The sequence below is a fragment of the Rosettibacter sp. KY25 genome (assembly GCF_057554405.1).
This window is the reverse complement of sequence record NZ_BAAJAO010000020.1, coordinates 1-26,717: the sequence shown is the minus strand read 5'-3', so window position 1 is coordinate 26,717 and position 26,717 is coordinate 1. Positions and strand designations below refer to the sequence as shown.

The following is a 26,717-nucleotide window of genomic DNA, read 5'->3' as shown; positions in this document are numbered from 1 at the left end:
TGTCGTTAACTAATTAAAATCTTCTGCCTCTAATTTTACCGGATTTCATAAATCCGTCGTAATGACGCATAAGTAAATGAGATTCAATTTGCTGTAAAGTATCAAGAGCAACACCAACAACAATCAATAAACTTGTTCCGCCAAAAAATGAAGCAAAACTTCCCGATACACCAATCTTTGAAACAAATGCTGGCAGTATAGCAATAATTGCCAAGAATATTGAACCCGGTAAAGTAATTTTTGTCAATATATTATCTATAAATTCAGCGGTTTGTTTTCCTGGTCTTATTCCAGGTATGAAACCGCCTTGTTTTTTCATTGTCTCTGCAACATCCTGAGGATTAAATGCAATTGCAGTATAGAAGTATGTAAAGAAAATTATCATCAATGCATAAATGAAAGAATATGTAAAAGATTGATAAGTAAAATAACCTGCAATTGATGCAATAAATTCATTGTTCGGGAAAAATGAGAACAATGTACTCGGAATAAACATAATCGATTGAGCAAAAATTATTGGCATTACTCCAGCAGTATTAACTCTTAGCGGAATATATTGAGTAACGCCGCCATAAACTTTTCTTCCAACAACTCTTTTAGCATATTGAACTGGAATTCTTCTTGTGCCTTGAGTAACAAGAACAACCCCAGCAATAACGAGAACCATAAATGCTAAGATTACAACTTCAATTACTAAATTTCTTTGTCCTGCTGCAAGTAATCGATATTCATCAAGTACAGCAAATGGGAAACGGTCAATAATTCCAATAAAAATTATAAGTGAAATTCCATTACCAATTCCTTTTTCTGTAATTTGTTCTCCCATCCACATTATAAATATTGTACCTGCAACAAGAAAAACAATTGTTGAAAGAGACCAGCCAATACCTCTAATTTCTTCAGGAACTATTGGTGCATTGTTATAACGAATATTTAACAGGTGTATTGTAACACCCCATGCTTGAAAAGCAGATATTATAACAGTGCCATAACGAGTCCATTGGGTAATCTTCTTTCTTCCTTCTTCGCCTTCTCTTTGCAGCTTTTGGATGTAAGGGATTACAGCACCTGCTAATTGTAATATAATGGAAGCGGAAATATAAGGCATAATCCCAAGAGCAAATAAAGCTGCATTTCTAAAAGCACCTCCAACGAATAAATCATACAAACCAAAAAGATTATTAGATGTAGAATTGGTCATTGCCGAATTAAGAAGATGTGAATCTATTCCCGGCAATGTAACATGTGCACCAATTCTCACAATTATGAGCAAGGCAAGTGTATAAAGAATTCTTTGCCTCAGCTCGTGAATTTTAAATATGTTCCGAAAAGTTTCTTGAAAAGTTGCCATTAAGCTTTAATCTCTTTAATAGTTCCACCAAGTGATACAATTTTTTCTTTTGCAGAAGCACTAAATGCATGTGCTTCGATATTTATTTTTGATTTTAATTCTCCATTGCCAAGAATTTTATAAGGTGCAGCTGCTTTCGAAATCAAACCATTTTTGTAAAGCGTAACTGCATTAATAACATCATTTTCAATTTTTTTGTTATCAATTAATTTTTGAATACTCCCAATATTTACAACTTGATATTCAATTTTAAATGGATTACGAAAACCTCTCTTTGGCAATCTTCTTTGAAGTGGCATTTGACCGCCTTCAAACCAGATTTTGAATTTAGCACCTGAACGAGAACGCTGACCATTCATACCGCGAGTTGCAGTTCCACCATGTCCGCTGCCTTCGCCACGACCAATTCTTTTTTCTCTTTTGTGTGAACCTTTTGCCGGTTTCAAGTTACTTAGAATATCCATTTAATCACCTATTCTTCTATTTCTTCTACTTTTACTAAATGAGATACTTTTCTTATCATTCCTCTAATTTGAGGAGTATCGTTATGAATTACTTGATAATTAGGTCTTCCTAAACCAAGAGCTTTAATTGTAAGTTTTTGTGGTTTAGGACGGTCAATTATACTTTTTGTTTGTATTATTTTTAATTTCTTAGCCATTATTAAAACCTCATTATGAACTGAATAACTCGCTAATTTTCATTCCGCGCTTATAAGCCATTGTTCTTGCATCAATTAAATTAAGCAGAGCTTTCAAAGTTGCTTTAACTTGATTATGCGGATTTGAAGAGCCAAGTGATTTTGTAAGAACATCCTGAACACCAGCTGCTTCCAGCACAGCACGAACGCCACCGCCTGCAATTAAACCTGTACCAGGAGATGCAGGTTTTAATAACACTTTACCTGCTCCGAACTTTCCAATGATTTCATGTGGTATAGTTCCATTAATTACAGGAACTTTGTAAACATTTTTCTTTGCATCGTCGATTCCTTTAGCAATAGCATCTGTAACTTCATTAGCTTTTCCAAGTCCAACTCCAACATGTCCATTGCCATCGCCAACAACAACAATAGCATTAAAGCTGAATCGACGACCACCTTTAACAACTTTTGCAACTCTGTTAATATGGACTATTTTTTCTTTTAAGTTTTCTAAACCAGTAACTTTTTTGTGCTTGAAATTCACTTTAACTCCTATGTTTCATCAATTTCAAAATTTTTCTTTAGAGCTGCCGGAGGAGGATTCGAACCTCCACATACGGCTCCAAAGGCCGCTGTCCTGCCATTAGACGATCCGGCAAGAAACTAATTTCTTGCAATTGGCAGGATTAAAACTTCAACCCGCCTTCTCGTGCTCCTTCTGCAATTGCTTTTACTTTACCATGATATGGATAACCACTTCTATCAAATACAACTGTGGTTATTCCTTTTTCTAATGCTTTTTGAGCTAATAATTTTCCAACTAATCTTGCTTTTGGAATTTTACCACTTAAATTTTTTACTTCGTCTGCAATTTCTTTTGAAAGTGTCGATGCAAATGCAAGTGTATGACCTTTATCATCATCAATCAATTGAGCATAAATATGCTTCAAGCTTTTGTAAACACAGAGTCTTGGCTTTAATGCAGTGCCATGAATTTTTTTTCTAATCCTGATTTTTTTTCTTAATCTTCTTTTATAGTCTTTCAAAAACATTGTCACATTCTCCTAAGTGGATTATTTACCAGCTGTCTTACCAGCTTTTCTGATAATTACTTCATTAGTGTATCTAATACCTTTACCTTTGTAAGGTTCAGGTTTTCTGAATGACCTAATTTTTGCAGCAACCAACCCAACCAATTCTTTATCAATTCCGAAAATTTTAATTTGGTTAGGTGCAGGAACTTCAATTTTAATTCCTTCTGGTGGAATAAAATAAATTGGGTGAGAATAACCAATTGTAATTAAAATATTGTTCCCTTTTAATTCTGCTTTGTAACCAACACCGACAATATCAAGTGTTTTCGTATAACCTTCGGTTACACCTTTGACCATGTTGTTAATTAAAGCTCTTGTTAATCCATGAAGAGCTCTGTTTTCTTTTGAATCGTCTGGTCTTTTTACAATAATTTCATCTTTTGTTACTTCAACGGTGATATTGGGATGTATTTTCATTTCCAATTCACCGAGTTTACCTTTAACCTTAATAGTATTATCGGTTTTGGTTACAGTTACATCTTTAATTGGTATTGGTTTTCTTCCTATACGTGACACTTTTTAACCTCTCAATTTTTACCAAACATGGCAGATAACTTCTCCGCCGATAGATTCTTTTCTTGCTTGTTTATCAGTTAATAAACCTTTAGAAGTAGAAATAATTGCAATTCCAAGTCCATTTAGAACACGAGGAATATGGTCTTTATCAACATACAAATGCAAACCTGGTGTACTAATTCTTTTCAATCCAGTTATTGACGAAACACCATTAACATACTTAAGATGAATTCTCAGTATATTCTGCTTATTGTCTTCAATTACATTGTAATCTTTAATAAACTTATTATTTTTTAATATTTCAGCAATTGCTACCTTCATTTTTGATGAAGGTACATCAACATATTTTTTCCTTGCTTTTACAGCATTTCTAATTCTTGTTAAAAAATCTGCAATCGGGTCTGTTACTGGCATTTAATATTCTCCTTCTATTACCAACTTGATTTTTTTAAGCCCGGGATTTCTCCGCGTAAAGCCATTTCTCTAAGCACCAATCTCGAAACTCCAAATTTTCTATAATAACCTCTCGGTCTTCCAGTAATCATACATCTATTATGAAGCCGAGTTGGTGATGAATTACGGGGCAAAAGCTGTAATGCTTCATAATCCCCTTTTTCTTTCAATTCTTTTCTTTTAGCAGCATATTTTTCGTATAACTTTGCTCTTTTGATTTCCCGAGCTATTAAACTTTTTCTTGCCATAATTACCCTTTAATTAGTTTCTTTTTTTCTGAATGGCATTCCAAATGCACTTAGTAATTCATAAGCTTCTTTGTCAGTTTTAGCAGTAGTAACAAATGTAATATCCATACCAAGGATTTTATTTACTTTATCAACATTAATTTCTGGAAATATAATTTGTTCTTTTATTCCAAGAGTATAATTTCCTCTTCCATCAAATGATTTATCGGGTACTCCTCTAAAGTCGCGAACTCTTGGAAGTGCTATAGTAATTAATCTATCAAGGAACTCATACATTCTTTCTCTTCTTAATGTAACTTTAGCACCAATTTTCATTCCTTCGCGCAGCTTAAAGTTCGATATAGATTTTTTAGCAGTTCTGATAGATGGTTTTTGTCCAGTTATAGTTTCCAAATCTTTAACAGCTTCTTCGAGAATTTTTGGGTCTTGAACTGCTTGACCTACACCCATATTTATAACAATTTTTTCTAATCTTGGCACCTGCATTACATTTTTATAACCAAATTGTTCCTTAAGTTTTGGAACAATTTCTTTGAAATATTTTACTTTCAGTCTTGCAGGTACTTTTTCTTCAACTGTTGTAACAGTTGTTTCTTCTGCTGCTTTAGTTTTCTTTTCTTTTTGTTGAACTTGTTCTTTTTGTTTTCCCATTGCTATTATAAACCCTTAATTTTATACGAGCATTTCGCCGCTTACTTTACTAATTCTAACGCTTTTCTTTTTACCTGTTTTTTCATCTATTATAATTTTAGAACCTATACGAGTAGGTTCATTAGTTTTTGGATCAAGAATCATAACATTAGAAACATGAATCGGAGCTTCTTTTTCAATTATTCCGCCTTGTGGATTTTTCTGATTCGGCTTTGTATGACGTTTACGAATATTAACGCCTTCAACAATAATTCTATTTTTATCAGGAAATACTTTTAAAACTTTTCCTGTTTTACCTTTATAGTTGCCGGCTATTACAATTACTGTATCGTTCTTCTTAATTTTCATTTTATCTATTCCTTATAAAACTTCTGGAGCTAAAGAAATAATTTTCATAAATTTTTTATCACGCAGTTCTCTTGCAACTGGGCCGAATATACGAGTACCTCTTGGTTCGCCTTGATTATTAAGAAGTACAGCTGCATTCTCATCAAATCTGATATAAGAACCGTCGCTTCTTCGAACTTCTTTTTTTGTTCTAACAACAACTGCTCTTGTTACTTCACCTTTTTTAACAGAGCCGCCAGGTATAGCAGATTTAACACTGACAACAATAACGTCGCCTACAGTAGCATATCGTCTATTACTTCCACCAAGGACACGAATGCAACGAACTTTTTTGGCTCCCGAATTATCTGCTACAACTAAATTAGTTTCTTCTTGTATCATGATTATCAGCTCCTCATCAAACTTTTTATTTAACTTTTTCGATTATTTCAACTAAACGCCATCTTTTTCTTTTGCTCAAAGGACGTGTTTCCATAATTTTTACAACATCACCAATGCTGCATTCATTATTTTCATCATGTGCCATTAACTTAGTTGTTCTTTTATAATATTTCTTATAAAGCGGATGAGCTACACGTCTTTCAATGGCAACAACAATGCTTTTATTCATTTTATTACTGATTACAGTTCCAATCCTTACTTTTCTTCTGTTTCTTGTCTGCATGGAAGAACAATTGCTCCTTATTTATTTTCCTTTGAGTTTTTTGCTTGTTGCATTTCCCGTTCTTTTAGAACGGTTTTCATTCTTGCAATATCTTTTTTAGTAAGACGCAATTTAGCTGTATTGGTCAAATTTTTTAGTTCATGTTGAAATCTTAAGTCCACAAGATTTTTTTGTTCTTCAAGAATTCTCTTTTTAATTTCTTCAGTGGACATTTCTCTTATTTGATAAATCTTCATAGCGTCTAATCCTTTTAAGCTTCTAAATCAATTCTTTGAACAATTTTTGTTTTAATTGGCAATTTATGAGCAGCAAGAGTAAGAGCTTCGTGAGCAGTAGCTTTATCAATTCCACCGACTTCAAAAAGGATTCTTCCTGGTTTTACAACAGCAACCCAAAATTCTGGAGCACCTTTTCCTTTACCCATTCTTGTTTCAAGAGGTTTTTTAGAAACTGGTTTATCAGGAAAAATTCTAATCCAAACTTTGCCATCTCTTTTCATTTTACGAGAAAGAGCTACACGGCATGCTTCTATTTGTCTGCTTGTAATCCAAGCAGGTTCAAGAGCTTTCAATCCAAAGTCACCAAAATTTACAATATGACCTCGAGTTGCTTTTCCTTTTCTTCTTCCTCTTTGTGCTTTACGATATTTTACTCTTTTTGGCATTAACATGAGAAAAACTCCTGAAGATTATTCCGTTGAACGTTTACCTAAAATTTCTCCACGGCATATCCAAACTTTTACACCGATGGAACCATAAATTGTTTGAGCAGTAGCTTGTGCATAATCAATATCTGCTCTGATTGTATGAAGTGGTATTCTTCCTTCTTTATATTGTTCAGTTCTTGCCATTTCAGCACCGCCTAATCTGCCAGAGCACATTACTCTAATTCCTTCTGCACCCATTCTCATAGCTGCTGTGATTGCACTTTTCATTGCTCTTCTAAAAGAAATTCTTCCTTCAATTTGCTTTGCAATATTTTCTGCAACCAGGTAAGCATCGAGTTCCGGTCTTTTAATTTCAGTTATCTGAACTTTTACATCTTTGTTTGTAATCTTTTTCAATTCTTCTTCAATTTGAGCAATTTCTTTCCCGCTTTTACCAATAACAACACCTGGGCGGGAAGTATGAATTGTCACAATTACATTTTTAGAAGTTCTGTCAATTTTAATTGCAGATACACCTGCATTCTGTAATCTTTTTCTGATATAAAGCCTAAGCTTATAATCCTCAATTAATTTTGGCGCATAGCTTTTATTTTCGAACCAGTTCGATTCCCAGCCTCTTATAATTCCAACTCTGAAACCAATTGGATTTGTCTTTTGACCCAAAACTTCCTCCGATTACTTTTTAGTTGCTACTACAATTGTTAAATGATTAGAACGTTTTCTTATTCTATATGCTCTCCCCATTGGAGCGGGAGTAATTCTTTTTAATGTAGGTCCTTGATTTACATAAACTTCTTTAACATATAAATCCGAAATTTCATGTTTAACATTTTCATCTTTGTTCATCAAATTTGCAACAGCTGATCTTAAAACTTTTTCTGCTGACTTAGAAGCATGCTTAGGCGAAAAGTGAAGAATTTCAATTGCCTGATCTACAGATTTACCACGAATCATATCAATAACCAAGCGCATTTTTCTTGGCGATGAACCGATATATTTATGTGTCGCTTTTGCTTCCATTATTGTCTACCTCAATTTTCCATTATTTAACTTTAGATGCTTTTTCAGCTTTTGTTCCTGGATGACCTCTAAAAATTCTTGTCGGTGCAAATTCACCAAGTTTATGTCCAACCATATTTTCTGTTATATAAACTGGTATCATCTTATTCCCATTATGAACAGCTATTGTATGTCCAACAAATTCAGGTGAAATAGTACTTGCACGAGACCATGTTTTGATTATTTTTTTCTGATTTGTCTCGTTAAGTTTACGAATTTTTCTTAGCAACTTAACATCAATGTAAGGACCTTTTTTAACTGATCTTGGCATAAGCTACTCTAATTATTTTCTTCTTTTAATAATGTATTTATTAGAAGGTTTATTTTTCTTTCTTGTTTTTAATCCTTTAGATTTTTGACCCCACGGAGAAACAGGATGACCACCACCTGAAGTTTTTCCTTCTCCACCACCCATTGGATGGTCTACTGGGTTCATTGCAACACCTCTTGTATGAGGTCTAATTCCAAGCCATCTACTTCTTCCTGCTTTTCCAAGACTAATATTTTCATGGTCTGCATTTCCAACAACACCATAAGTTGCCATACATTCTACACTAACCATTCTAACTTCGCCAGATGGTAATTTCAGCTGAGCATATTTTCCTTCTTTTGCTAAAAGTTGTAACGATGTTCCAGCAGCTCTACCTAATTGACCACCTTTTTTAGGTTTTAATTCAACATTATGAACAAAGCTACCAACAGGTATTTCTTTTAATGGCAATGCATTACCAATCTTAATTTCAGAACCTGGACCCGACATTAAAACTTCGCCTACCTTCAATCCATCTGGAGCCAATATATATCTTTTTTCACCATCTGCATAATGGAGCAATGCAATTCTTGCAGAACGATTTGGATCATATTCAATTGAAAAAACTTTTGCTGGAATTCCAAATTTATCTCTCTTGAAATCAATAATTCTGTATTGACGTTTATGTCCACCACCTCTATGACGAGCAGTGACTCTTCCTAAATTATTTCTTCCACCAGATTTTTTTAATGGTGCAAGAAGAGATTTTTCTGGTGTAGTTTTAGTAATCTCCTCAAAAGTGGAGATACTCATGAATCTCGTACCAGGTGTTATCGGTTTTAATTTTCTAATTCCCATTGAATCTCCAATTCAATCGATTTATACTTGACCAAAGATGTCGATTGTTTGACCTTCTTTCAAAGTTACAATAGCTTTTTTGAATTTTGGCGTTCTGCCTGTAAAACGACCTCTTCTTGTAAATTGTGTTTTAGTTTTTCCTTTATATCTAATTGTATTTACAGAAACAACATCAACATTAAATTTTTCTTTAACTGCCTTTGCAATTTCAATCTTATTAGCATCAACGCTCACAATAAAGCCATATTTATTAGGATGCTTCTCGCTAATTTTTGTCATTTTCTCAGTAATCAAAGGTCTAATTAAAATTGTTTTCATTTTCCTACCTGATTAATTAAAAGTACTTTCAAGAAGAGTAAGTGCACTTTTTTGTAAAATCAAAATTTGATTATTCAACAATTCATAGGCAGAAGCTTTATTAGCTTCGAGTATATTTACTCTTTCAATATTTCTACCGGATTTATAAACATTTTCAAGAGTTCCATTTGTCAAGAGCAATGTTTTCTTCCCATTCAAATTCAATGCTTTAAGAATATTCACAAAATCTTTTGTTTTTGGTTTTTCGAAATCAAAATCTTCTACTACAATAATTTGATTATTCTTAGCTTTATAAGACAAAGCAGATTTACGAGCAAGTGCATTAACTTTTTTATTCAACTTTTGTCTGTAATCTCTTGGTTTAGGGCCAAAAATAGTTCCACCGCCTATCCAGAGAGGAGAACGAATCGAACCAGCTCTTGCACCACCCCTACCTTTTTGACGCCAAGGTTTTTTACCACCACCGCGAACTTCACTTCTTTCTTTTGTTTTATGCGTACCTTGTCTTTGATTAGCAAGGTAAGCTTTAACAGCTAAATAGAGTGCATGGTCATTAGGTTCAATTTCAAAAATATCTTTTGAAAGTTCGACCTGTTCGCCTGTTTTTGTTCCGTCTATTTTATAAACATCTAATTTCATTTTCTATCAACAATTATTTATTAATTGCAACTATTGAATTAATTGAGCCTGGAACAGCTCCTTTTACCATTATAATATTTTTTTCAGGAATAACTTTTACAACTTTCAAATTTCTGATGGTAACATTATCGTAACCCATTCTTCCAGCCATTCTCTGACCCTTAAACACACGAGATGGGAAAGAGCTTGCACCAATTGAACCCGGCGCACGAACTCTATCACTCTGACCGTGTGTAGTTGAACCTACGCCACCAAATCCATGTCTTTTAACAACACCTTGAAAACCTTTACCTTTACTTCTTCCTGAAACTTTTACTTTATCACCTTCCTTAAAAATATCTACTTTAATTTCATCACCAACTTTATAATTTTCTATCTCAAAGTTTCTAAATTCTTTAAGAACTCTTGGTGGTTTTAAACCAAGTTTTTGAAACACAGCTAACTGTGGTTTATTTACATGTTTTTCTTTTCTTTCGCCGAAGCCTAATTGAAGTGATTCGTAACCGTCTTTTTCTTTTGTCTTAACTGCATAGACAATACATGGACCAGCTTCCAAAACGGTTACTGGAATAATTTTTCCATCTTCGGCAAAAATATTTGTCATTCCCAATTTTTTAGCTAACAAACCTGGCATTTTATTTTTCCTATAACTTTATCTCAATATCAACGCCGGCAGGTATTTCTAACTTGCTCAGCGCATCTACAGTTTTATTGTTTGAATTATGAATATCAATAATTCTCTTATGAGCCCTAATCTCAAATTGTTCACGTGATTTTTTGTCTACGTGCGGTGATCTTAAAACTGTAAACACAGTTCTTTTTGTCGGCAAAGGAATTGGACCTGAAACAACCGCACCTGTACTTTTAACAGTCTTGATAATTTTTTCAGTTGACTTATCAATCAAAATATGATCGTATGATTTCAGCTTAATTCTAATTTTTTGACCGGGCACTTTTTATAATCTCCTTTTTCAAACAAAAATAAAGGGAAAGAATTTATCTTTCCCTTAAATTAATTTTTATTCAATAATTTTAGTTACAACTCCAGCTCCTACAGTTCTACCACCTTCACGGATAGCAAAACGTAAGCCTTCTTCCATAGCGATTTCTGAAATCAATTCAACTTTCAATCTTACATTATCACCTGGCATAACCATTTCAGTTCCTTCTGGTAATGTAGCAACACCAGTTACATCAGTAGTTCTGAAATAGAACTGTGGACGATATCCATTAAAGAATGGTGTATGACGACCACCTTCTTCCTTAGAGAGAATGTAAACTTCACCTTCAAAAATTCTATGAGGTGTAATTGAACCTGGCTTTGCAACAACCATTCCTCTTTCAATTTCTTTTTTATCAATACCTCTTAAGAGCAATCCAGCATTATCACCAGCAATTGCTGCATCCAATTCTTTGCGGAACATTTCAATACCAGTAACAACGGTTTTCTTATGCTGACCAAGACCGATTAGTTCAACTTCTTCATTTAATTTAATTGTACCTCTTTCAACTCTACCTGTAGCAACTGTTCCACGACCAGTAATTGAGAAAACGTCTTCTACTGGCATTAAGAATGGTTTATCTATATCTCTTTGTGGAATTGGTACATAGCTATCTACTGCATCCATTAACTCCCAGATACATTTATATCTTTCGTCAGTTACAGGTGCACCAGCCAAACCAGCTTCCATAGCTTTAAGAGCAGAACCACGAATAACTGGAATCTCGTTTCCTGGGAATTCATATTTTGATAATAATTCTCTTACTTCCATTTCTACAAGGTCAATTAACTCAGGGTCATCAACCATATCAACTTTATTTAAGAATACTACGATTCTTGGCACACCAACCTGACGAGCTAAAAGAATATGTTCTCTTGTTTGAGGCATTGGACCATCGGTTGCAGCAACAACAAGAATTGCACCGTCCATTTGAGCCGCACCAGTAATCATGTTCTTAACATAGTCTGCGTGTCCTGGACAGTCAACGTGAGCATAATGTCTTTTTTCTGTAGAATATTCTACGTGTGCAGTAGCAATCGTAATACCTCTTTCTCTTTCCTCTGGGGCGTTGTCGATACTGTCGAATGTTCTAACCTGTGATAATCCTTTTTGAGCTAATGCCATGGTGATGGCAGCTGTAAGAGTAGTTTTACCATGGTCTACGTGTCCAATAGTACCTATATTAACATGAGGTTTACTACGATCAAATTTTTCTTTTGCCATCGAGTTACTCTCCTTGTTATTTATTTTCTAATTAATTTGTTTTTTATAATTAAAATTGTTCAACCGATGATTTTTTCAACTGCGATTTTTCTGTAATTTCTTCTGCAACTGATTTAGGTACTTCTGCATAATGAGAAAATTGCATTGTAAAAATTGCACGACCTTGAGTCATTGACCTTAAAGTAGTTGCATATCCAAACATTTGAGCAAGTGGAACCTGAGCTTTAATTACCTGTGCATCTTTTCGCATTGTAAATCCTTCAATCTTTCCTCTTCTTGAATTCAAGTCTCCCATTACATCCCCAAGATATTCTTCAGGAGTAATTACCTCAACATTCATTATTGGCTCAAGTAAAATTGGATCAGCTTTTAGTGCACCTTGCTTAAATGCAATTGAAGCAGCTACTTTAAATGAGATTTCATCAGAGTCAACTTCATGATAAGAACCATCAAATAATTTAACCTTAACATCTACAACAGGATAACCAGCAAGCACTCCATTTCTCATCGCATCCTGAATACCATTAATAATTGGGTTTATATATTCTTTAGGAACAACACCACCAACTATTGCATTTTCAAATTCAAAACCTTTTCCTGGTTCATTGGGTGATAATTCAAGCCATACATGACCATATTTACCACGACCGCCTGTCTGCTTAATAAATTTACCTTCAGCTTGTACTGTTTTTGTAATTGTCTCTCTATATGCTACCTGAGGTTTACCAACATTTGCTTCAACCTTAAATTCTCGTTTCATTCTGTCGACAAGAATTTCAAGATGAAGTTCACCCATTCCACTGATTAAGGTTTGTCCCGTTTCTTCGTCAACAAAAACTTTGAATGTTGGATCCTCATCAGACAATTTAGAAAGAGCATCCGATAATCTATCCTGATCAGCTTTAGTTTTTGGTTCAATTGCAATCTGAATAACTGGTTCAGGAAATGCCATTCTTTCAAGAATAATTGGGTCGTCTTCAGTACATAATGTATCACCTGTTCTTGTAAATTTCAAGCCAACAAGCGCTGCAATATCGCCTGCTCTAACTTCTTCCATATCTTCTCTATGATTAGCATGCATCTGAAGAACTCTTCCCACTCTCTCTTTTTTATCTGCTACAGAATTATATACATAAGAACCTGCTTTCAAAGTACCAGTGTAAACTCGAATAAATGTTAACTTACCTACATAAGGGTCTGTCATAATCTTAAATGCAAGAGCAGTAAATTTCTCATTAGGATCAATTCTTCTTTCCACATGGTCTTTTTTATGAACATGATGAGCAACTAAGTTACCCAAATCTAAAGGCGAGGGCAAGAAATCAACGACAGCATCAAGAAGCATCTGAACGCCTTTATTCTTAAATGATGATCCACAAAGTACAGGAACAATTTTTAATTGAATCGTAGCTTGTCTTAAAACTTTCTTTATTTCTTCAACAGAAATTTCTTTTCCTTCAAGATATTTTTCAAGAAGTGTATCATCAATTTCTGATACAGCTTCCAGCATTTGAGTTCTATATTTTTGTGCTAATGGCATTAAATCAGCAGGAATATCAACATCTTCGTATGTAGTTCCCAAAGTTTCTTCATGATACATACGAGCTTTCATTGTCATTAAATCAATAATTCCACTGAATAAATCACCATCGCCAACAGGTAAAGCAATAGGTACTGCATTTGCACCAAGTCTATCTTTCATCATCTGAACTGCATTATAATAATCCGCACCTATTCTATCCATCTTATTAACAAATGCAATTCTCGGCACACCATATTTATCAGCTTGTCTCCATACAGTTTCCGACTGAGGTTCTACACCGCCAACTGCACAGAATAATGCAATTGCCCCATCCAGTACTCTCAAAGAACGCTCAACTTCAACAGTAAAATCAACATGTCCAGGAGTATCTATAATATTAATTTGATGGTCTTTCCACATTGTTGTGGTTGCAGCACTTGTAATTGTAATACCTCTTTCTTTCTCCTGCTCCATCCAATCCATTGTAGCTGCACCATCATGAACCTCACCCATACGATGAACTTTGCCGGTATAATAAAGAATTCGCTCGGTAGTGGTTGTTTTACCGGCATCAATATGAGCCATAATACCAATATTTCTAACTCTACTTATGTCAACTCTATTAGACATTTATATAACTTACTCCTTTCTCATTACCACTTAAAATGAGCAAAAGCTTTATTGGCTTCAGCCATTCTATGTGTATCATCTTTTTTCTTAATTGCGTTTCCTTCGTTATTAGCAGCTGCTATTAATTCTGCAGCTAATTTCAATGCCATGGATTTATCTTTTCTTTCACGAGCATAAGTTCTAAGCCATCTTAATGCCAGCGCAGTTCTTCTTTCTGGGCGCACTTCCATAGGAACCTGATATGTAGCACCACCAACTCTACGGCTTCTTACTTCAACCATAGGAGAAACATTTTGAACTGCCTTCTTAAAAATTTCCAAAGCCGGTTTCTTTGTTCTTTGTTCTATGATATCAAAGCTTTCATAAACTATCTTTCTGGCAATGGTTTTCTTGCCATCCCACATTAAATAGTTAATAAATTTAGCAACCAAAACATCATTATACTTTGGATCCGGCTTAATAAATCTTTTTTCTGCTCTTTTCTTTCTCATAAACTATTTTGCTTTTGGTTTTTTAGTTCCGTATTTAGATCTACCTTTCTTTCTGTCTTCAACTCCGCTTGCGTCGAGAGTTCCTCTAATAATATGATAACGAACACCTGGCAAATCTTTCACTCTTCCACCTCTAATCAAAACAATTGAGTGTTCCTGCAAATTATGTCCTTCACCAGGAATATATGCGGTAACTTCAATTCCGTTAGTTAATCTAACTCTCGCAACTTTTCTAAGAGCTGAATTAGGTTTTTTAGGAGTAGTAGTATAAACTCTTGTACAAACACCACGTTTCTGAGGATTACCTTCCAGAGCTGGTGCCTTATTCTTAGCTTTTACTACTTCTCTTCCTTTTCTTACCAACTGATTAATTGTTGGCACTAATATTCCTCCAAATTTTTTCTTTTAAGTAAAAATTCAGACTCAAAATTTATTGATTCTTAATCCAATTGTCAAGAAAATCAATTTATATTTTTAAGTTTTTTAAGCAGATTCTTTTTCTTCAACTCCTTCATTTGGAATTGCTGCTTGAGCTTCTACTTCTTCAGCTGTTAAAATAATATTCTTATATTTCTTTAGACCAGTACCTGCAGGAATTAAATGACCCATAACTACATTTTCTTTAAGTCCTACAAGATAATCTGTTCTTGCTTCTGTAGCTGCATTTGTAAGAACTTTAGTTGTTTCCTGGAACGATGCAGCTGAGATAAAGCTTTCTGTAGACAATGCAGCATGAGTAATACCTAATAGTATATTCTCGAATGTTGCTGGTTCTGCATCTCTTACTTTCATTGGCTTTTTGCCTTTACGTGTCAAATCTGCATTAATTTCTCTGTATTTTGAACGAGGTATTAATTGACCGGCTTTGAATTTTGATTGACCCGGGTCAATTATATAAACCATATTTTTGATGCGTTCATTTTCTTCGAGCAATTTATTTCTATCAACAAGGTCTTCTTCGATGAAATTAGTATCACCAGCAGAAATTACTTTTAGCTTCTGCAGCATCTGACGAACAATTATTTCAATATGCTTATCATTTATTTTAACACCTTGTAAGCGATAAACATCCTGTATTTCATTTACAAGATACTCTTGAACTGCATTTGGACCTTTAATCTTAAGAATATCATGCGGATTAATTGGCCCATCTGTAATTTTTTCACCTGCTGGAATTTCATCTCCTTCCTGAACGAGAATATGTTTACCATAAGGAACAGTGTATACTTTTTGAATTGAACCATCAAGTGATTCAACAATTATATCTCGCGCACCTTTTTTACGAGGTCCAAACTTTACTCTACCTTCAATTTCAGAAACAATTGCAGGGTCATGTGGACTTCTTGCTTCAAACAATTCTGTTACTCTTGGCAAACCGCCAGTAATATCTCGTGTTTTTGCAGTAGCTTTAGAAATCTTTGCCAAAACTGTTCCAGGTTGAATTACCTCACCTTCTTCTACTGATAGATAAGCGCGTGTCGGGATATTAAATAATTTTTCATTTCCACTATCATCTTTTATTAATATGCTCGGAGTAAGATTTTTATCTTTAGATTCAATAACTACTTTCTGAACATGGCCTGTTTGTTCGTCTGCAACTTGCTGATAAGTAACATTATCAACCAAGTCAACAAAGCTAACTTTTCCGCCAATATCAGAAACAATAACAGAGTTATATGGGTCATGATTATAAAGCGGTTGACCTTTTTTAACTTTTTGTCCATCTTCAACCATTAACTCTGCACCATAAGGTATTTCATATTTCTTAATCTGTCTATCGTCATCGTCAAAAATTCCAATTGAACCTCTTCTGCCAATAACAACTTTAACTTTTCCGAAAACATCATTCTTTTCTACGTAAGAAATTCTATCAAATCTTACAGTACCTTCCACATTAGTTTCAACTTGCGATTGACTTGCAATACGAGATGATGTACCACCAAAGTGGAATGTTCTAAGAGTTAATTGAGTACCTGGCTCACCAATTGATTGAGCAGCAATAATTCCAACTGCTTCGCCAATTTCTACTAATTGACCTGTGGTTAAATTTCTACCATAACATTTTGCACAAACACCATGTTTAGCTTCGCAGGTTAAAACTGTTCTGATGTAAACCTGGTCAATGTTAGCTTCATCAATTCTTTCTGCAATTTCTTCTGTGATTAATTGTCCAGCTTCCACAATCAGCTCATCAGTTCTTGGGTCATAAACATCTTCTTGAGCAACACGACCGATAATTCTTTCTGCGAGTGGCTCTCTTTCTAATTCAACATCTTTGAGAGCTGTTACATAAACACCACGGATAGTTCCGCAGTCTTCTTCTGTTACAATAACATCCTGAGCAACATCACATAATCTTCTTGTTAAATAACCTGCATCAGCTGTTTTCAAAGCTGTATCAGCAAGACCTTTACGAGCACCGTGTGTAGAAATAAAATATTCAAGAACTGAAAGGCCTTCTTTAAAGTTTGCCACAATTGGGTTTTCAATAATTTCACCAGATTGACCAGTTAAGCTCTTTTGTGGTTTTTGCATCAGTCCACGCATACCAGCAAGCTGACGAACCTGTTCTTGAGAACCTCTAGCACCAGAGTCAACCATCATATGAAGTGAATTAAATCCATTCTGGTCGTTCTTCAATCTTTCCATTAATGATTTTGCAACATTATTAGTTGTAAAAGTCCATACGTCTATAATCTTATTATATCTTTCAGCATCAGTTATCAAACCTTGTTCATGCTCATTCAAAATGCTGTTAACTTTTTTATTTGCTTCTTCAATTAATTTTACTTTTTCGTCAGGAATAACCATATCGCTAAAGCTTATTGAGATACCAGCTGCAGTAGCATATCTATATCCTAAATCTTTAACATCATCAAGGAATTTGGCAGTTACTTCGTTGCCAAGTTTCATAAACATTTTATAAATCAGTCCACTGAATGTTTTCTTGACGAGTAATTCATTAATGAATCCCATTTCTTTAGGAACAATTTGATTGAATATTACTCGTCCAACAGTAGTCTCTAATAATTTATCTTCATATTTAACTTTGATACGAGCATGCAAATCAACAGCTTTGGAATTATATGCAATAATCACTTCTTCCATACTGCTGAAAATTTTGCCTTCGCCTTTAGCACCTGGTCGAACTTTTGTAAGATAATAGCAGCCTAAAACTATATCTTGAGTTGGAATTACAATAGGCATACCATTTTGTGGCGAAAGAATATTATGAGAGCTAAGCATTAATATCGATGCTTCAAGCTGAGCTTCATAAGAAAGAGGAACATGGACTGCCATTTGGTCACCGTCAAAGTCTGCATTGAATGCAGTACATACCATCGGATGCAATTGAATTGCTTTGCTGTCAATTAATTTTGGTTGAAATGCTTGAATACCAAGTCGATGCAAAGTAGGTGCTCTGTTAAGCAGAACTGGATGACCATCAATTAATTTTTCAAGAATTTCCCAGATGATTGGATCTTTTCTATCTACAGCTTTACGAGCACTCTTAACAGTTTTATAATGTCCTCTTTCAATCAGTTTTCTAATAATAAATGGTTTGAACAATTCTACTGCCATGTCTTTTGGTAATCCGCATTCATGAAGTTTAAGTTCAGGACCAACAACAATTACGGAACGGCCTGAATAATCGACACGTTTACCAAGCAGGTTTTGACGGAATCTTCCCTGTTTTCCTTTGAGCATATCACTCAAAGATTTAAGAGGACGGTTGCCATCACTTCTTACTGCACTTGCACGGCGTGAATTATCAAAAAGTGCATCGACAGCTTCTTGAAGCATTCTTTTTTCATTTCGAAGAATAACTTCAGGTGCTTTTATTTCAATTAATCTTTTGAGACGATTATTTCTAATTATTACTCTTCGGTATAAATCATTTAAATCACTTGTTGCAAAACGACCGCCTTCAAGAGGAACAAGTGGTCTAAGTTCAGGTGGAATTACTGGAATTACACTTAATACCATCCACTCAGGTTTATTCTGAACTTTCCCTTCTTTTTCTCTAAAAGCTTCTAATACACGAAGACGTTTTAACAAATCACTTCGTTTTTGTTGAGATGTTTCATTAGCAAGCTGTGCTTTTAATTCCTGAAATGTTTTTTCAATATCAGTATTTTTTAGAAGTTCTTTTATTGCTTCGCCGCCAATTTTAGCAACAAATTTTTTGGGGTCGTTGTCATCAAGTGCATCATTATCATGAGGCAACGATTGAACAATTTCATAATATTGCTCTTCTGAAATCAAATCTTTTTTATTCAAACCAGTTGGACCAGGATTAATAACCACATAAGATTCATAATAAATTATTCTTTCGAGTTCTTTAGTGGTCATTCCAATAATATTACCGATTTTTGAAGGAAGTGCTTTGAAGAACCAGATATGAACAACAGGCACTGCAAGAGCAATATGACCCATTCTTTCGCGACGAACGCTCTTTAGTGTAATTTCAACACCACATCTATCGCAAACAATGCCCTTGTAACGAATACCTTTATATTTGCCGCAAGCACATTCCCAATCTTTTACTGGTCCAAATATTTTTTCGCAAAACAATCCATCTTTTTCTGGTCTGAATGATCTATAATTGATTGTTTCTGGTTTAGTAACTTCGCCATGCGATCTATTAAGAATATCATCGGGACTTGCAAGGCTGATAGTTATCTTTTCTATTGTTTTTGCTTTTGTATCTTGTGTTTTAGATCGCATAATTATTCTCCTTAAATTTTTATCCGCTTAAGCGGTTTCTTACGGTTAATTAATTTTAATCTCAAGGCCTAAACCTTGAAGTTCTTTAATCATTACGTTAAAGGCTTCTGGAACATTTGGTTCCGGAATATTTTCGCCTTTAACAATTGCCTCATAAGTCTTAGCTCTTCCTGCAACATCGTCACTTTTAACCGTTAAGATTTCCTGTAATGTATGAGCTGCACCATAACCTTCGAGAGCCCAAACTTCCATTTCACCAAATCTTTGTCCACCAAACTGAGCTTTTCCACCAAGTGGTTGTTGTGTAATTAATGAGTATGGTCCAATTGAACGAGCATGAATTTTGTCGTCGACCATATGACCAAGTTTCATCATGTAGATATATCCACATGTAACTTTTTGATGGAATCTTTCACCTGTTCTTCCATCATAAAGCCATGTTTTGCTGCCTTCATCAAGTTCAGCTTTCTTTAACCATTCTTCAACATCTTTAACACCTGCACCATCAAAAATTGGGGTTTCAAATTTTACTCCTAATTTCTTTCCAACCCAGCCCAGAGCTGTTTCATAAAGTTGGCCAAGATTCATACGAGAAGGAACTCCAAGTGGATTTAATACAATATCAACAGGTGTTCCGTCTTCATGATATGGCATATCTTCAACTGGAACAACTTTAGCAACTACGCCTTTGTTACCATGTCGTCCTGCCATTTTATCGCCAACCTGAATTTTTCTTTTCTTAGCAACATAAACTTTAGCAAGCTGGGTAATTCCAGGAGGCAGTTCATCACCTGATTGAATTTTTAGTTTTTCTCTCTTATAATTTTCTTCAATTTCAGCTACAATTTTGAAATAGTTAGAATATAATTTTCTAATTAATTCATTTGTATTTTTTCTTTCGAACCAATCTTTTGTATAATCAAGTTTTGTTACATCATCGATATCAGCAAAAGTTGATTCTTTAATTACAGTTCCACTTCTCAAAACCACAGTTCCATCAAGGTCACGAATACCAGTTGTAGTTTTTCCTAAAGTTATCTTTGTTAATTTTTCAACAAGTTTTTTATAATAATTTTCTTGTTGTTTTTTATATGTATTTTCTAATTCATCTAATTGTTTTTTCTCGAGTTTCTTTGCTTCAGCATCTTTTTTCTTTCTGCTAAATAATCGAGTTTTTATTACAACACCTTTTAATCCTGGAGGTGCTTTCAATGATGCATCTTTTACATCACCAGCTTTATCTCCAAAGATTGCTTTGAGCAATTTTTCTTCAGGTGTTGGATCTGATTCACCTTTTGGTGTAATCTTTCCAATTAATATATCGCCTTCTTTTACTTCTGCACCTTCACGAACAATTCCATTTTCATCCAAATCTTTAGTTGCTTCTTCGCTTACATTTGGAATATCTCTTGTTAATTCTTCTTCACCTCGTTTTGTTTCTCTTACTTGTAATTCAAATTCTTCAATATGAATTGATGTAAAGATATCTTCAGATACTAATCTTTCGCTGATAACAATCGCATCTTCAAAGTTATATCCGTTCCATGGCATGAATGCAACCGAGATATTTCTTCCAAGTGCAAGTTCACCTTTATCCATAGATGGGCCATCAGCAAGAACATCACCTTTTTTAACTTTCTGACCTGTAAATACAACCGGGCGCTGTGTAAAACATGTTTCCTGATTTGTGCCTGCAAATTTTGTTAAGTTATATTCAACTCTTCTTTCATCATCAAAGCTTACAAGTGCTTCTTCTGAATCGAGATTAACATCGTATCTTACAATAATTTTTCTTGCATCTGCATATTCAACAACGCCATCATCTTCTGCCAAAATAAGAAGTCGTGAATCTCTTGCCACTTTATATTCCATTCCTGTTCCAACAATTGGTGCTTCAGGAACTAAAAGAGGAACAGCTTGACGCTGCATGTTAGAACCCATCAGAGCACGGTTTGCATCATCATGTTCGAGGAATGGAATTAACGCTGCTGCTGCACTTACAATCTGTGCAGGTGCAACATCCATGTAATCAACTTCAGAAGGAGGAACAATTGGGAATTCTCCTTTATGACGACATTTTACTCTATCAAGAACAAATCTTCCCTGTTCATCAAGTGGAGCATTTGCTTGAGCAATTATGTATTCATCTTCTTGATCAGCACTTAAATATTCAATTGTATTTGTTACTCTTCCGTCTTTTACTTTTCTATATGGTGTTTCTAAGAATCCATATTGATTAACGCGTGCATAAATTGTAAGTGAAGATATAAGACCAATGTTTGGACCTTCTGGGGTTTCGATTGGACAAAGTCTTCCATAATGTGAATGATGAACGTCGCGCACTTCGAATCCAGCTCTTTCACGAGTTAATCCACCTGGACCTAATGCTGAAATTCTTCTTTTGTGGGTTAACTCTGAAAGTGGATTGGTTTGATCCATAAATTGCGAGAGCTGATTTGTACCAAAGAATGCATTAATTACACTGCTTATGGTTCTTGCATTTACTAAATCCTGCGGCTGCATATTTTCGTTATCACGCATATTCATTCTTTCTTTAATTGTGCGCGCCATTCTTGCAAGACCAACATTATATTGCTGCATCAACTGCTCGCCTACAGTTCTTACTCTTCTATTACCAAGGTGGTCAATATCATCAACGCTCACATTGCCATTTTTAAGCATGATGATATTTTTCATAATAGCAATAATATCTTCAACAGTAAGAACATGAATATTTTCGTCAACATTCAGACCTAATTTATCATTCATTCTAAAACGTCCAACTTCACCAAGGTCGTATCGTTTATCATTGAAGAATAATTTATCGAGCAATGCTATTGCAGTTTCTAAATCCGGAGCTTCTCCTGAACGAAGCTGACGATAAATTGCATAGAGTGCTTCTTCTTTAGTTTTAGATGTATCTTTTTTAAGAGTATTTATGATTAAATCCTGCTCGTAGGATGTTTCTGCACTGATTAATTGTATTTTTTGAAGAGATGATTTTTTAATATTATCTATAATTTCTTCTGTAAGTTGTCCATCTTTTGAAACATAAATTTCGCCTGTTTGCAAATCAATTACATCATTAGCTGCAATTCTTCCTGAATGTTTTTCTGCATCTAAATGTTTAACTGGAACTTCCTCGATTAAATCAAATAAGTTAAGAATTTGTTCATCAGTTTCGTAGCCTAATGCTCTAAGTAATGTTGTAGATGGAAACTTTTTTCTGCGGTCGATATAAACATATAAAACATTATTTATATCGGTTGCAAATTCTACCCATGAACCTTTAAATGGAATTATTCTTGCAGAATAAATTGGTGTTCCATTTGGATGAAATGTTTGAGCAAAAGCAACTCCAGGCGAACGATGCAATTGACTTACAATTACTCTTTCTGCGCCATTAATTATAAAAGTTCCCCTTTCTGTCATATAAGGAAGATTACCAAGATAAACTTCTTGTTCAACTGTATTGATGTATTCGCCTGTTTCATCATCTTTTGTTGAAAGGCGCAATTTTGCTTTTAATGGTGCTGAATAAGTTAAACCTCTTTCTTCACATTCTGCAATTGAAAAACGAGGTTTTTCGATGTAATATTCAATAAAATCGAGGCGATAAAATTCTTTATTGTCAAGAATTGGGAAGTTCTGATTAAATACAGCCTGCAATCCTTTGTTTTCTCGCTGTGAAGGCGGCACTTTTGCTTGCAGGAATTCTTCAAATGATTCAAGCTGAATATTCAATAAATCTGGCACCTTCATCGCATTAGTAATCTTCGCAAACGAAATTCTACCCGTACTTTTATTAATTTTTTGTTTTTCCAAAGCCTAACCTCCAATGATTTTATTAAATTCTTTCATTTTTATAATGAAAGAAAGTGGTAAAACGGAATTTCCATTTTACCACTTCAGATTTTTCAAATAATTATTGAAAAAGATTTTTACTTAATTGTTACAGTAGCGCCAGCTTCTTCTAATTCTTTCTTTATCTTTTCTGCTTCTTCTTTAGATACACCTTCTTTAACCGGTTTTGGTGCACCGTCAACTAAATCTTTTGCTTCTTTTAATCCAAGTCCTGTATGTGCACGAACAACTTTAATTACATTGATTTTAGTTGCACCAGCATTTTCGAGAATAACATCAAATTCAGTTTTCTCTTCTGTAGGTGCAGCTGCAGCACCAGCAGCTGGAGCGCCAGCCATTACAACAGGAGCTGCTGCAGTAACTCCAAATTCATCTTCTAAGGCTTTCTTTAATTCTGCTGCTTCTACTAAAGTAAGAGCTTTAATTTTTTCTACAATTTCTGCAACTTTTTCTGACATTTTATTTCTCCTATTAATTAATTTTTCCTAAAAAATTTTAAGCTGCTTTTTTCTTTGAGATTTCATCAATAACACTTACTAAATCTCTCATAACAGCATTAATTGCTCCAACAATACCAGACGACGGCGAAGCAATACTTCCAATTATTCCGGCAATAATTTCTTCCTTCGTTGGCATCGAAGCAATTGCATCTAACTGGTCAGAACCGTAATATGTTGATTCAAGATAGCATCCCTTGAAAGCAAATTTGCCGGTTTCATCAAAATATTTTTTAATGATTTTTGCAGGTGCAACAAAATTATCTTTTGCAAATGCTACACCTGTCATCCCAGTAAGATGGTCATATAATTTATCATACCCTCCAATTTCTTCGAGGGCTTTTCTTAATAAAGTATTTTTAAAGACTTTGTAAGTAACTCCTTCTTTTTTGAAGTTTGCACGGAGTTTATTGATATCAGCAACGTTTACACCTTTATAGTCAACAAGAAACATTGCTGAAGAATCTTTTACAAGTTCTTTAATCTGTTCAAGTACTTCTACTTTTTTAGCTTTTTTCATTATTCTCCCGTATCAGTTATTAGAACAACTGTTCGGCTTTGAAGCATTTTGAGTCTAAGGCTAATTTTATAGCCATAGACTTTTAACCTTGAAATAGCTGAGCTAAATCAAGGCAGAGTGCGTAATTTTTATTTAGTAGCCAGGGCTGCTTCGTCTTTAGTTATTTTTAATCCTGGTCCCATTGTAGAAGAAAGGTAAATACTTTTAATGTATTGACCTTTAGCCGAAGCTGGTTTTAGTTTAACAATTGTCTGTAAAAATGTTCTTACATTTTCTGCTAATTGTTCAACAGTGAAATTTAATTTACCCAAAGATGCATGAACAATTCCAGCTTTTTCTACACGGAATTCTATTTTACCAGCTTTTACTTCTTTGACTGCTTTTGCAACATCTTGAGTAACTGTGCCGCTCTTAGGATTTGGCATTAATCCTTTAGGACCAAGAACACGACCAAGTTTTCCAACTTCTCCCATTGTATCAGGAGTTGCAATAATCACATCAACATCTGCCCAGCCATTTTTAATTTTTTCGAGATATTCTTCAAAACCTGCATACTCTGCACCTGCTTTCAATGCCTCTTCTGCTAAAGAACCTTTAGCAATTACAAGAACTCTAACCTGCTTACCTGTACCATGAGGTAAAGAAACAGTACCTCTTACCATCTGGTCAGCATGGCGAGGGTCAACACCAAGACGAACAGCACAATCAAGCGATTCTGTAAACTTTACTTTTGAATTATCTTTAAGAACTTTAATCGCTTCTTCAATTGTATATTCTTTTTTGGTATCTACATTCTTTCTTATAGCTTGAACTCTTTTTGATACTTTCATTTTATTATACCATTTTTTATTCTTCAACTGTAATTCCCATACTGCGAGCTGTGCCAGCAATCATACTCATTGCATGTTCAATATCATGAGCATTTAAATCTGGCATTTTTAATTGTGCTATTTCTCTAAGCTGCTCTTTTGTAATTTTTCCAACCTTAGTTTTATTTGGTTCGGGAGAACCTTTTTCAATTTTTAGAGCTTTCTTTAATAAAACAGCAGCAGGTGGTGTTTTTGTGATAAATGTAAATGATTTATCAGAATAAACAGTAATAACAACAGGAATAATTAATCCTTGTTTATCTGCAGTTCTTGCATTAAATTGTTTACAGAACTCCATGATATTAACACCTTTTTGACCTAAAGCAGGTCCAACTGGAGGTGAAGGATTAGCCTGTCCACCTGGTATCTGAAGTTTAATATAACCTTCTATTTTCTTTGCCATAATTTTAACCTAATAATTTATTTCTCTAATTCAGCTTGTACAAAATCAATTTCGACAGGTGTTTTTCTTCCAAAAATCGAAACCATAACCTTGATTTTCATTTTTTCTTCATTAACTTCTTCTACAACACCAGAGAAGTTATTGAATGGTCCATCAATAATTTTAACAAAATCACCTGCACGAAATACAGTTTCTGTTCTTTCTGCTTCTTCACCCTGAGAAATTCTTCCAACAATTCTTTTAACTTCATCAGGGAGTAATGGTAATGGATTTTTAGGATTACCCAAAAATCCCATTACAGAAGGAGTATTTAGGATAAAATCCTTTACTTTCAAATCCAAGTCTGCACAAATTAAAATATACCCTGGGAAAAAGTTTTTCTTCTTTGTTTTCTTTTTCCCATCTTTAATCTCGAGTACTTTTTCGGTCGGAACTAAAACTTCAAAAATTCGAGAGCGTAATTCTTCATTATCTTTTAGCTCATTTTCGATTAATGTCTTTACTTTGTTTTCATGTCCCGAAAAAGTACGAACTACATACCATTTACCGTTTCCAGATTCCAATTAAAAAATCCCTTTAAATATTTGACTAATACTCATATCTATAACATAAGTAAACAAAGCAAGAATAAGACAAACAACAATAACAATTGTAGTTGATTCTTTTAGTTCGTCTTTAGAAGGCCAGGTAACCTTCTTCATTTCTTTGACGACATCGTTTACAAAATTGATAATTTTTTCTTTCATAGAATTATTTTTTTTGATTGCACGTCAGGAGGGACTTGAACCCCCAGCCTGCGGTTTTGGAGACCGCTGCTCTGCCAATTGAGCTACTGACGTGTTTATTTAGTTTCCTTAAAAATTACATGCTTTCTTACTATTGGATCATACTTTTTGTATTCTACACGACCGGGATGATTTCTTTTATTTTTTGTTGTAGTGTAGCGATAACCAGTTCCAGCAGAACTCTCCAGAGTAATAATCTGTCTTACATTTTTAGATTTTGCCATTATAAATCCTCTTAACTAAATTGGAGCGGGAGACGGGACTCGAACCCGCGACCAACAGCTTGGAAGGCTGTGACTCTGCCAACTGAGTTACTCCCGCTTATTTTTTTTTAGAATATCAAAATTAGAATGAACAAATTATTCGGGAAAAGTGACTCTGCTCCGCCAGAGGCGGACAAGCAACTGAGTTACTCCCGCTTATT

The 26,717-nt window shown here is 34.5% G+C and carries 35 protein-coding genes and 3 tRNA genes; all 38 read right to left on the bottom strand.

Annotated elements, in window-relative coordinates:
- Positions 1-13: 13 nt before the first annotated feature.
- A complete protein-coding gene (gene secY / locus AC27L2_RS11330) occupies positions 14-1,351 on the bottom strand; it encodes a preprotein translocase subunit SecY (protein WP_487211869.1) in 1,338 nt (445 codons plus the stop codon).
- Positions 1,351-1,815: a 50S ribosomal protein L15 gene (gene rplO / locus AC27L2_RS11325; RefSeq protein WP_487211868.1), complete on the bottom strand. Its 465-nt coding sequence runs from the start codon at positions 1,813-1,815 to the stop codon at positions 1,351-1,353. The genes secY and rplO overlap by 1 nt, the downstream gene beginning before the upstream one ends.
- Positions 1,816-1,823: 8 nt before the next feature.
- Complete coding sequence (rpmD, locus tag AC27L2_RS11320) at positions 1,824-2,012, bottom strand: 50S ribosomal protein L30 (RefSeq protein WP_353677644.1); 189 nt, start codon at positions 2,010-2,012, stop codon at positions 1,824-1,826.
- A 13-nt stretch (positions 2,013-2,025) separates the two neighbouring features.
- Positions 2,026-2,538, bottom strand: a complete 513-nt coding sequence (gene rpsE, locus AC27L2_RS11315) for a 30S ribosomal protein S5 (RefSeq protein WP_487211867.1) — start codon at positions 2,536-2,538, stop codon at positions 2,026-2,028.
- 43 nt (positions 2,539-2,581) lie between these two features.
- A tRNA-Gln gene (locus AC27L2_RS11310) sits at positions 2,582-2,652 on the bottom strand.
- A gap of 28 nt (positions 2,653-2,680) precedes the next feature.
- Positions 2,681-3,046, bottom strand: a complete 366-nt coding sequence (gene rplR, locus AC27L2_RS11305) for a 50S ribosomal protein L18 (protein ID WP_487211866.1) — start codon at positions 3,044-3,046, stop codon at positions 2,681-2,683.
- A gap of 21 nt (positions 3,047-3,067) precedes the next feature.
- Complete coding sequence (rplF, locus tag AC27L2_RS11300; protein WP_487211865.1) at positions 3,068-3,604, bottom strand: 50S ribosomal protein L6; 537 nt, start codon at positions 3,602-3,604, stop codon at positions 3,068-3,070.
- Positions 3,605-3,622: 18 nt separating this feature from the next.
- Positions 3,623-4,018: a 30S ribosomal protein S8 gene (rpsH, locus tag AC27L2_RS11295; protein WP_487211864.1), complete on the bottom strand. Its 396-nt coding sequence runs from the start codon at positions 4,016-4,018 to the stop codon at positions 3,623-3,625.
- A 17-nt stretch (positions 4,019-4,035) separates the two neighbouring features.
- Positions 4,036-4,305, bottom strand: coding sequence for a 30S ribosomal protein S14 (gene rpsN, locus AC27L2_RS11290; RefSeq protein WP_353677649.1), 270 nt, complete (start codon positions 4,303-4,305; stop codon positions 4,036-4,038).
- A gap of 9 nt (positions 4,306-4,314) precedes the next feature.
- On the bottom strand, positions 4,315-4,956 hold the full coding sequence (gene rplE, locus AC27L2_RS11285) for a 50S ribosomal protein L5 (protein ID WP_487211863.1): 642 nt from the start codon (positions 4,954-4,956) through the stop codon (positions 4,315-4,317).
- 21 nt (positions 4,957-4,977) lie between these two features.
- Positions 4,978-5,304 (bottom strand): 50S ribosomal protein L24, encoded by a 327-nt coding sequence (rplX, locus tag AC27L2_RS11280; RefSeq protein ID WP_487211862.1) that lies wholly within the window; start codon positions 5,302-5,304, stop codon positions 4,978-4,980.
- 12 nt (positions 5,305-5,316) lie between these two features.
- Positions 5,317-5,685: a 50S ribosomal protein L14 gene (rplN, locus tag AC27L2_RS11275; protein WP_487211861.1), complete on the bottom strand. Its 369-nt coding sequence runs from the start codon at positions 5,683-5,685 to the stop codon at positions 5,317-5,319.
- 25 nt (positions 5,686-5,710) lie between these two features.
- On the bottom strand, positions 5,711-5,968 hold the full coding sequence (rpsQ, locus tag AC27L2_RS11270; protein ID WP_487211860.1) for a 30S ribosomal protein S17: 258 nt from the start codon (positions 5,966-5,968) through the stop codon (positions 5,711-5,713).
- A gap of 17 nt (positions 5,969-5,985) precedes the next feature.
- Positions 5,986-6,204 carry a 50S ribosomal protein L29 gene (gene rpmC / locus AC27L2_RS11265; protein WP_487211859.1) on the bottom strand — a complete coding sequence of 73 codons (219 nt, stop codon included), beginning with the start codon at positions 6,202-6,204 and terminating at the stop codon, positions 5,986-5,988.
- A gap of 14 nt (positions 6,205-6,218) precedes the next feature.
- The gene (rplP, locus tag AC27L2_RS11260) at positions 6,219-6,638 is read right to left on the bottom strand and encodes a 50S ribosomal protein L16 (protein WP_487211858.1); all 420 of its coding nucleotides are present in this window, start codon (positions 6,636-6,638) and stop codon (positions 6,219-6,221) included.
- An 18-nt stretch (positions 6,639-6,656) separates the two neighbouring features.
- Positions 6,657-7,298, bottom strand: a complete 642-nt coding sequence (rpsC, locus tag AC27L2_RS11255; RefSeq protein WP_487211857.1) for a 30S ribosomal protein S3 — start codon at positions 7,296-7,298, stop codon at positions 6,657-6,659.
- Between the two features lie 12 nt (positions 7,299-7,310).
- The gene (gene rplV / locus AC27L2_RS11250; protein WP_487211856.1) at positions 7,311-7,655 is read right to left on the bottom strand and encodes a 50S ribosomal protein L22; all 345 of its coding nucleotides are present in this window, start codon (positions 7,653-7,655) and stop codon (positions 7,311-7,313) included.
- 22 nt (positions 7,656-7,677) lie between these two features.
- Positions 7,678-7,965, bottom strand: coding sequence for a 30S ribosomal protein S19 (rpsS, locus tag AC27L2_RS11245; protein ID WP_353677658.1), 288 nt, complete (start codon positions 7,963-7,965; stop codon positions 7,678-7,680).
- Positions 7,966-7,977: 12 nt separating this feature from the next.
- Complete coding sequence (gene rplB / locus AC27L2_RS11240) at positions 7,978-8,802, bottom strand: 50S ribosomal protein L2 (RefSeq protein WP_487211855.1); 825 nt, start codon at positions 8,800-8,802, stop codon at positions 7,978-7,980.
- Positions 8,803-8,823: 21 nt separating this feature from the next.
- Complete coding sequence (gene rplW, locus AC27L2_RS11235; RefSeq protein WP_487211854.1) at positions 8,824-9,120, bottom strand: 50S ribosomal protein L23; 297 nt, start codon at positions 9,118-9,120, stop codon at positions 8,824-8,826.
- Between the two features lie 12 nt (positions 9,121-9,132).
- Positions 9,133-9,759, bottom strand: coding sequence for a 50S ribosomal protein L4 (gene rplD, locus AC27L2_RS11230; protein ID WP_487211853.1), 627 nt, complete (start codon positions 9,757-9,759; stop codon positions 9,133-9,135).
- Between the two features lie 13 nt (positions 9,760-9,772).
- The gene (gene rplC / locus AC27L2_RS11225; protein WP_487211852.1) at positions 9,773-10,393 is read right to left on the bottom strand and encodes a 50S ribosomal protein L3; all 621 of its coding nucleotides are present in this window, start codon (positions 10,391-10,393) and stop codon (positions 9,773-9,775) included.
- A 10-nt stretch (positions 10,394-10,403) separates the two neighbouring features.
- Positions 10,404-10,712 carry a 30S ribosomal protein S10 gene (rpsJ, locus tag AC27L2_RS11220; RefSeq protein ID WP_014854898.1) on the bottom strand — a complete coding sequence of 103 codons (309 nt, stop codon included), beginning with the start codon at positions 10,710-10,712 and terminating at the stop codon, positions 10,404-10,406.
- 66 nt (positions 10,713-10,778) lie between these two features.
- On the bottom strand, positions 10,779-11,984 hold the full coding sequence (gene tuf, locus AC27L2_RS11215; protein WP_487211851.1) for an elongation factor Tu: 1,206 nt from the start codon (positions 11,982-11,984) through the stop codon (positions 10,779-10,781).
- A 49-nt stretch (positions 11,985-12,033) separates the two neighbouring features.
- Positions 12,034-14,136, bottom strand: coding sequence for an elongation factor G (gene fusA / locus AC27L2_RS11210; RefSeq protein ID WP_487211850.1), 2,103 nt, complete (start codon positions 14,134-14,136; stop codon positions 12,034-12,036).
- 23 nt (positions 14,137-14,159) lie between these two features.
- Entirely contained in the window at positions 14,160-14,627 is a 468-nt protein-coding gene (rpsG, locus tag AC27L2_RS11205) for a 30S ribosomal protein S7 (RefSeq protein WP_487211849.1), read from the bottom strand.
- Between the two features lie 3 nt (positions 14,628-14,630).
- On the bottom strand, positions 14,631-15,008 hold the full coding sequence (gene rpsL / locus AC27L2_RS11200) for a 30S ribosomal protein S12 (RefSeq protein WP_353677666.1): 378 nt from the start codon (positions 15,006-15,008) through the stop codon (positions 14,631-14,633).
- Positions 15,009-15,110: 102 nt separating this feature from the next.
- Positions 15,111-19,355, bottom strand: a complete 4,245-nt coding sequence (gene rpoC, locus AC27L2_RS11195) for a DNA-directed RNA polymerase subunit beta' (protein WP_487211848.1) — start codon at positions 19,353-19,355, stop codon at positions 15,111-15,113.
- Between the two features lie 45 nt (positions 19,356-19,400).
- Positions 19,401-23,117, bottom strand: coding sequence for a DNA-directed RNA polymerase subunit beta (rpoB, locus tag AC27L2_RS11190; protein WP_487211891.1), 3,717 nt, complete (start codon positions 23,115-23,117; stop codon positions 19,401-19,403).
- Positions 23,118-23,296: 179 nt separating this feature from the next.
- The gene (rplL, locus tag AC27L2_RS11185; protein WP_487211847.1) at positions 23,297-23,677 is read right to left on the bottom strand and encodes a 50S ribosomal protein L7/L12; all 381 of its coding nucleotides are present in this window, start codon (positions 23,675-23,677) and stop codon (positions 23,297-23,299) included.
- A gap of 37 nt (positions 23,678-23,714) precedes the next feature.
- On the bottom strand, positions 23,715-24,236 hold the full coding sequence (gene rplJ, locus AC27L2_RS11180; RefSeq protein ID WP_487211846.1) for a 50S ribosomal protein L10: 522 nt from the start codon (positions 24,234-24,236) through the stop codon (positions 23,715-23,717).
- Positions 24,237-24,364: 128 nt separating this feature from the next.
- Positions 24,365-25,066, bottom strand: coding sequence for a 50S ribosomal protein L1 (gene rplA, locus AC27L2_RS11175; protein ID WP_487211890.1), 702 nt, complete (start codon positions 25,064-25,066; stop codon positions 24,365-24,367).
- Positions 25,067-25,082: 16 nt separating this feature from the next.
- Complete coding sequence (rplK, locus tag AC27L2_RS11170) at positions 25,083-25,508, bottom strand: 50S ribosomal protein L11 (protein ID WP_487211845.1); 426 nt, start codon at positions 25,506-25,508, stop codon at positions 25,083-25,085.
- A gap of 17 nt (positions 25,509-25,525) precedes the next feature.
- A complete protein-coding gene (nusG, locus tag AC27L2_RS11165) occupies positions 25,526-26,071 on the bottom strand; it encodes a transcription termination/antitermination protein NusG (protein ID WP_487211844.1) in 546 nt (181 codons plus the stop codon).
- Positions 26,072-26,254: a preprotein translocase subunit SecE gene (secE, locus tag AC27L2_RS11160; RefSeq protein ID WP_487211843.1), complete on the bottom strand. Its 183-nt coding sequence runs from the start codon at positions 26,252-26,254 to the stop codon at positions 26,072-26,074.
- 20 nt (positions 26,255-26,274) lie between these two features.
- Positions 26,275-26,347: transfer RNA gene (locus tag AC27L2_RS11155), tRNA-Trp, on the bottom strand.
- 2 nt (positions 26,348-26,349) lie between these two features.
- Complete coding sequence (rpmG, locus tag AC27L2_RS11150; RefSeq protein WP_353677674.1) at positions 26,350-26,517, bottom strand: 50S ribosomal protein L33; 168 nt, start codon at positions 26,515-26,517, stop codon at positions 26,350-26,352.
- Positions 26,518-26,538: 21 nt separating this feature from the next.
- Positions 26,539-26,614, bottom strand: a tRNA-Gly gene (locus AC27L2_RS11145).
- Between the last annotated feature and the right edge of the window lie 103 nt (positions 26,615-26,717).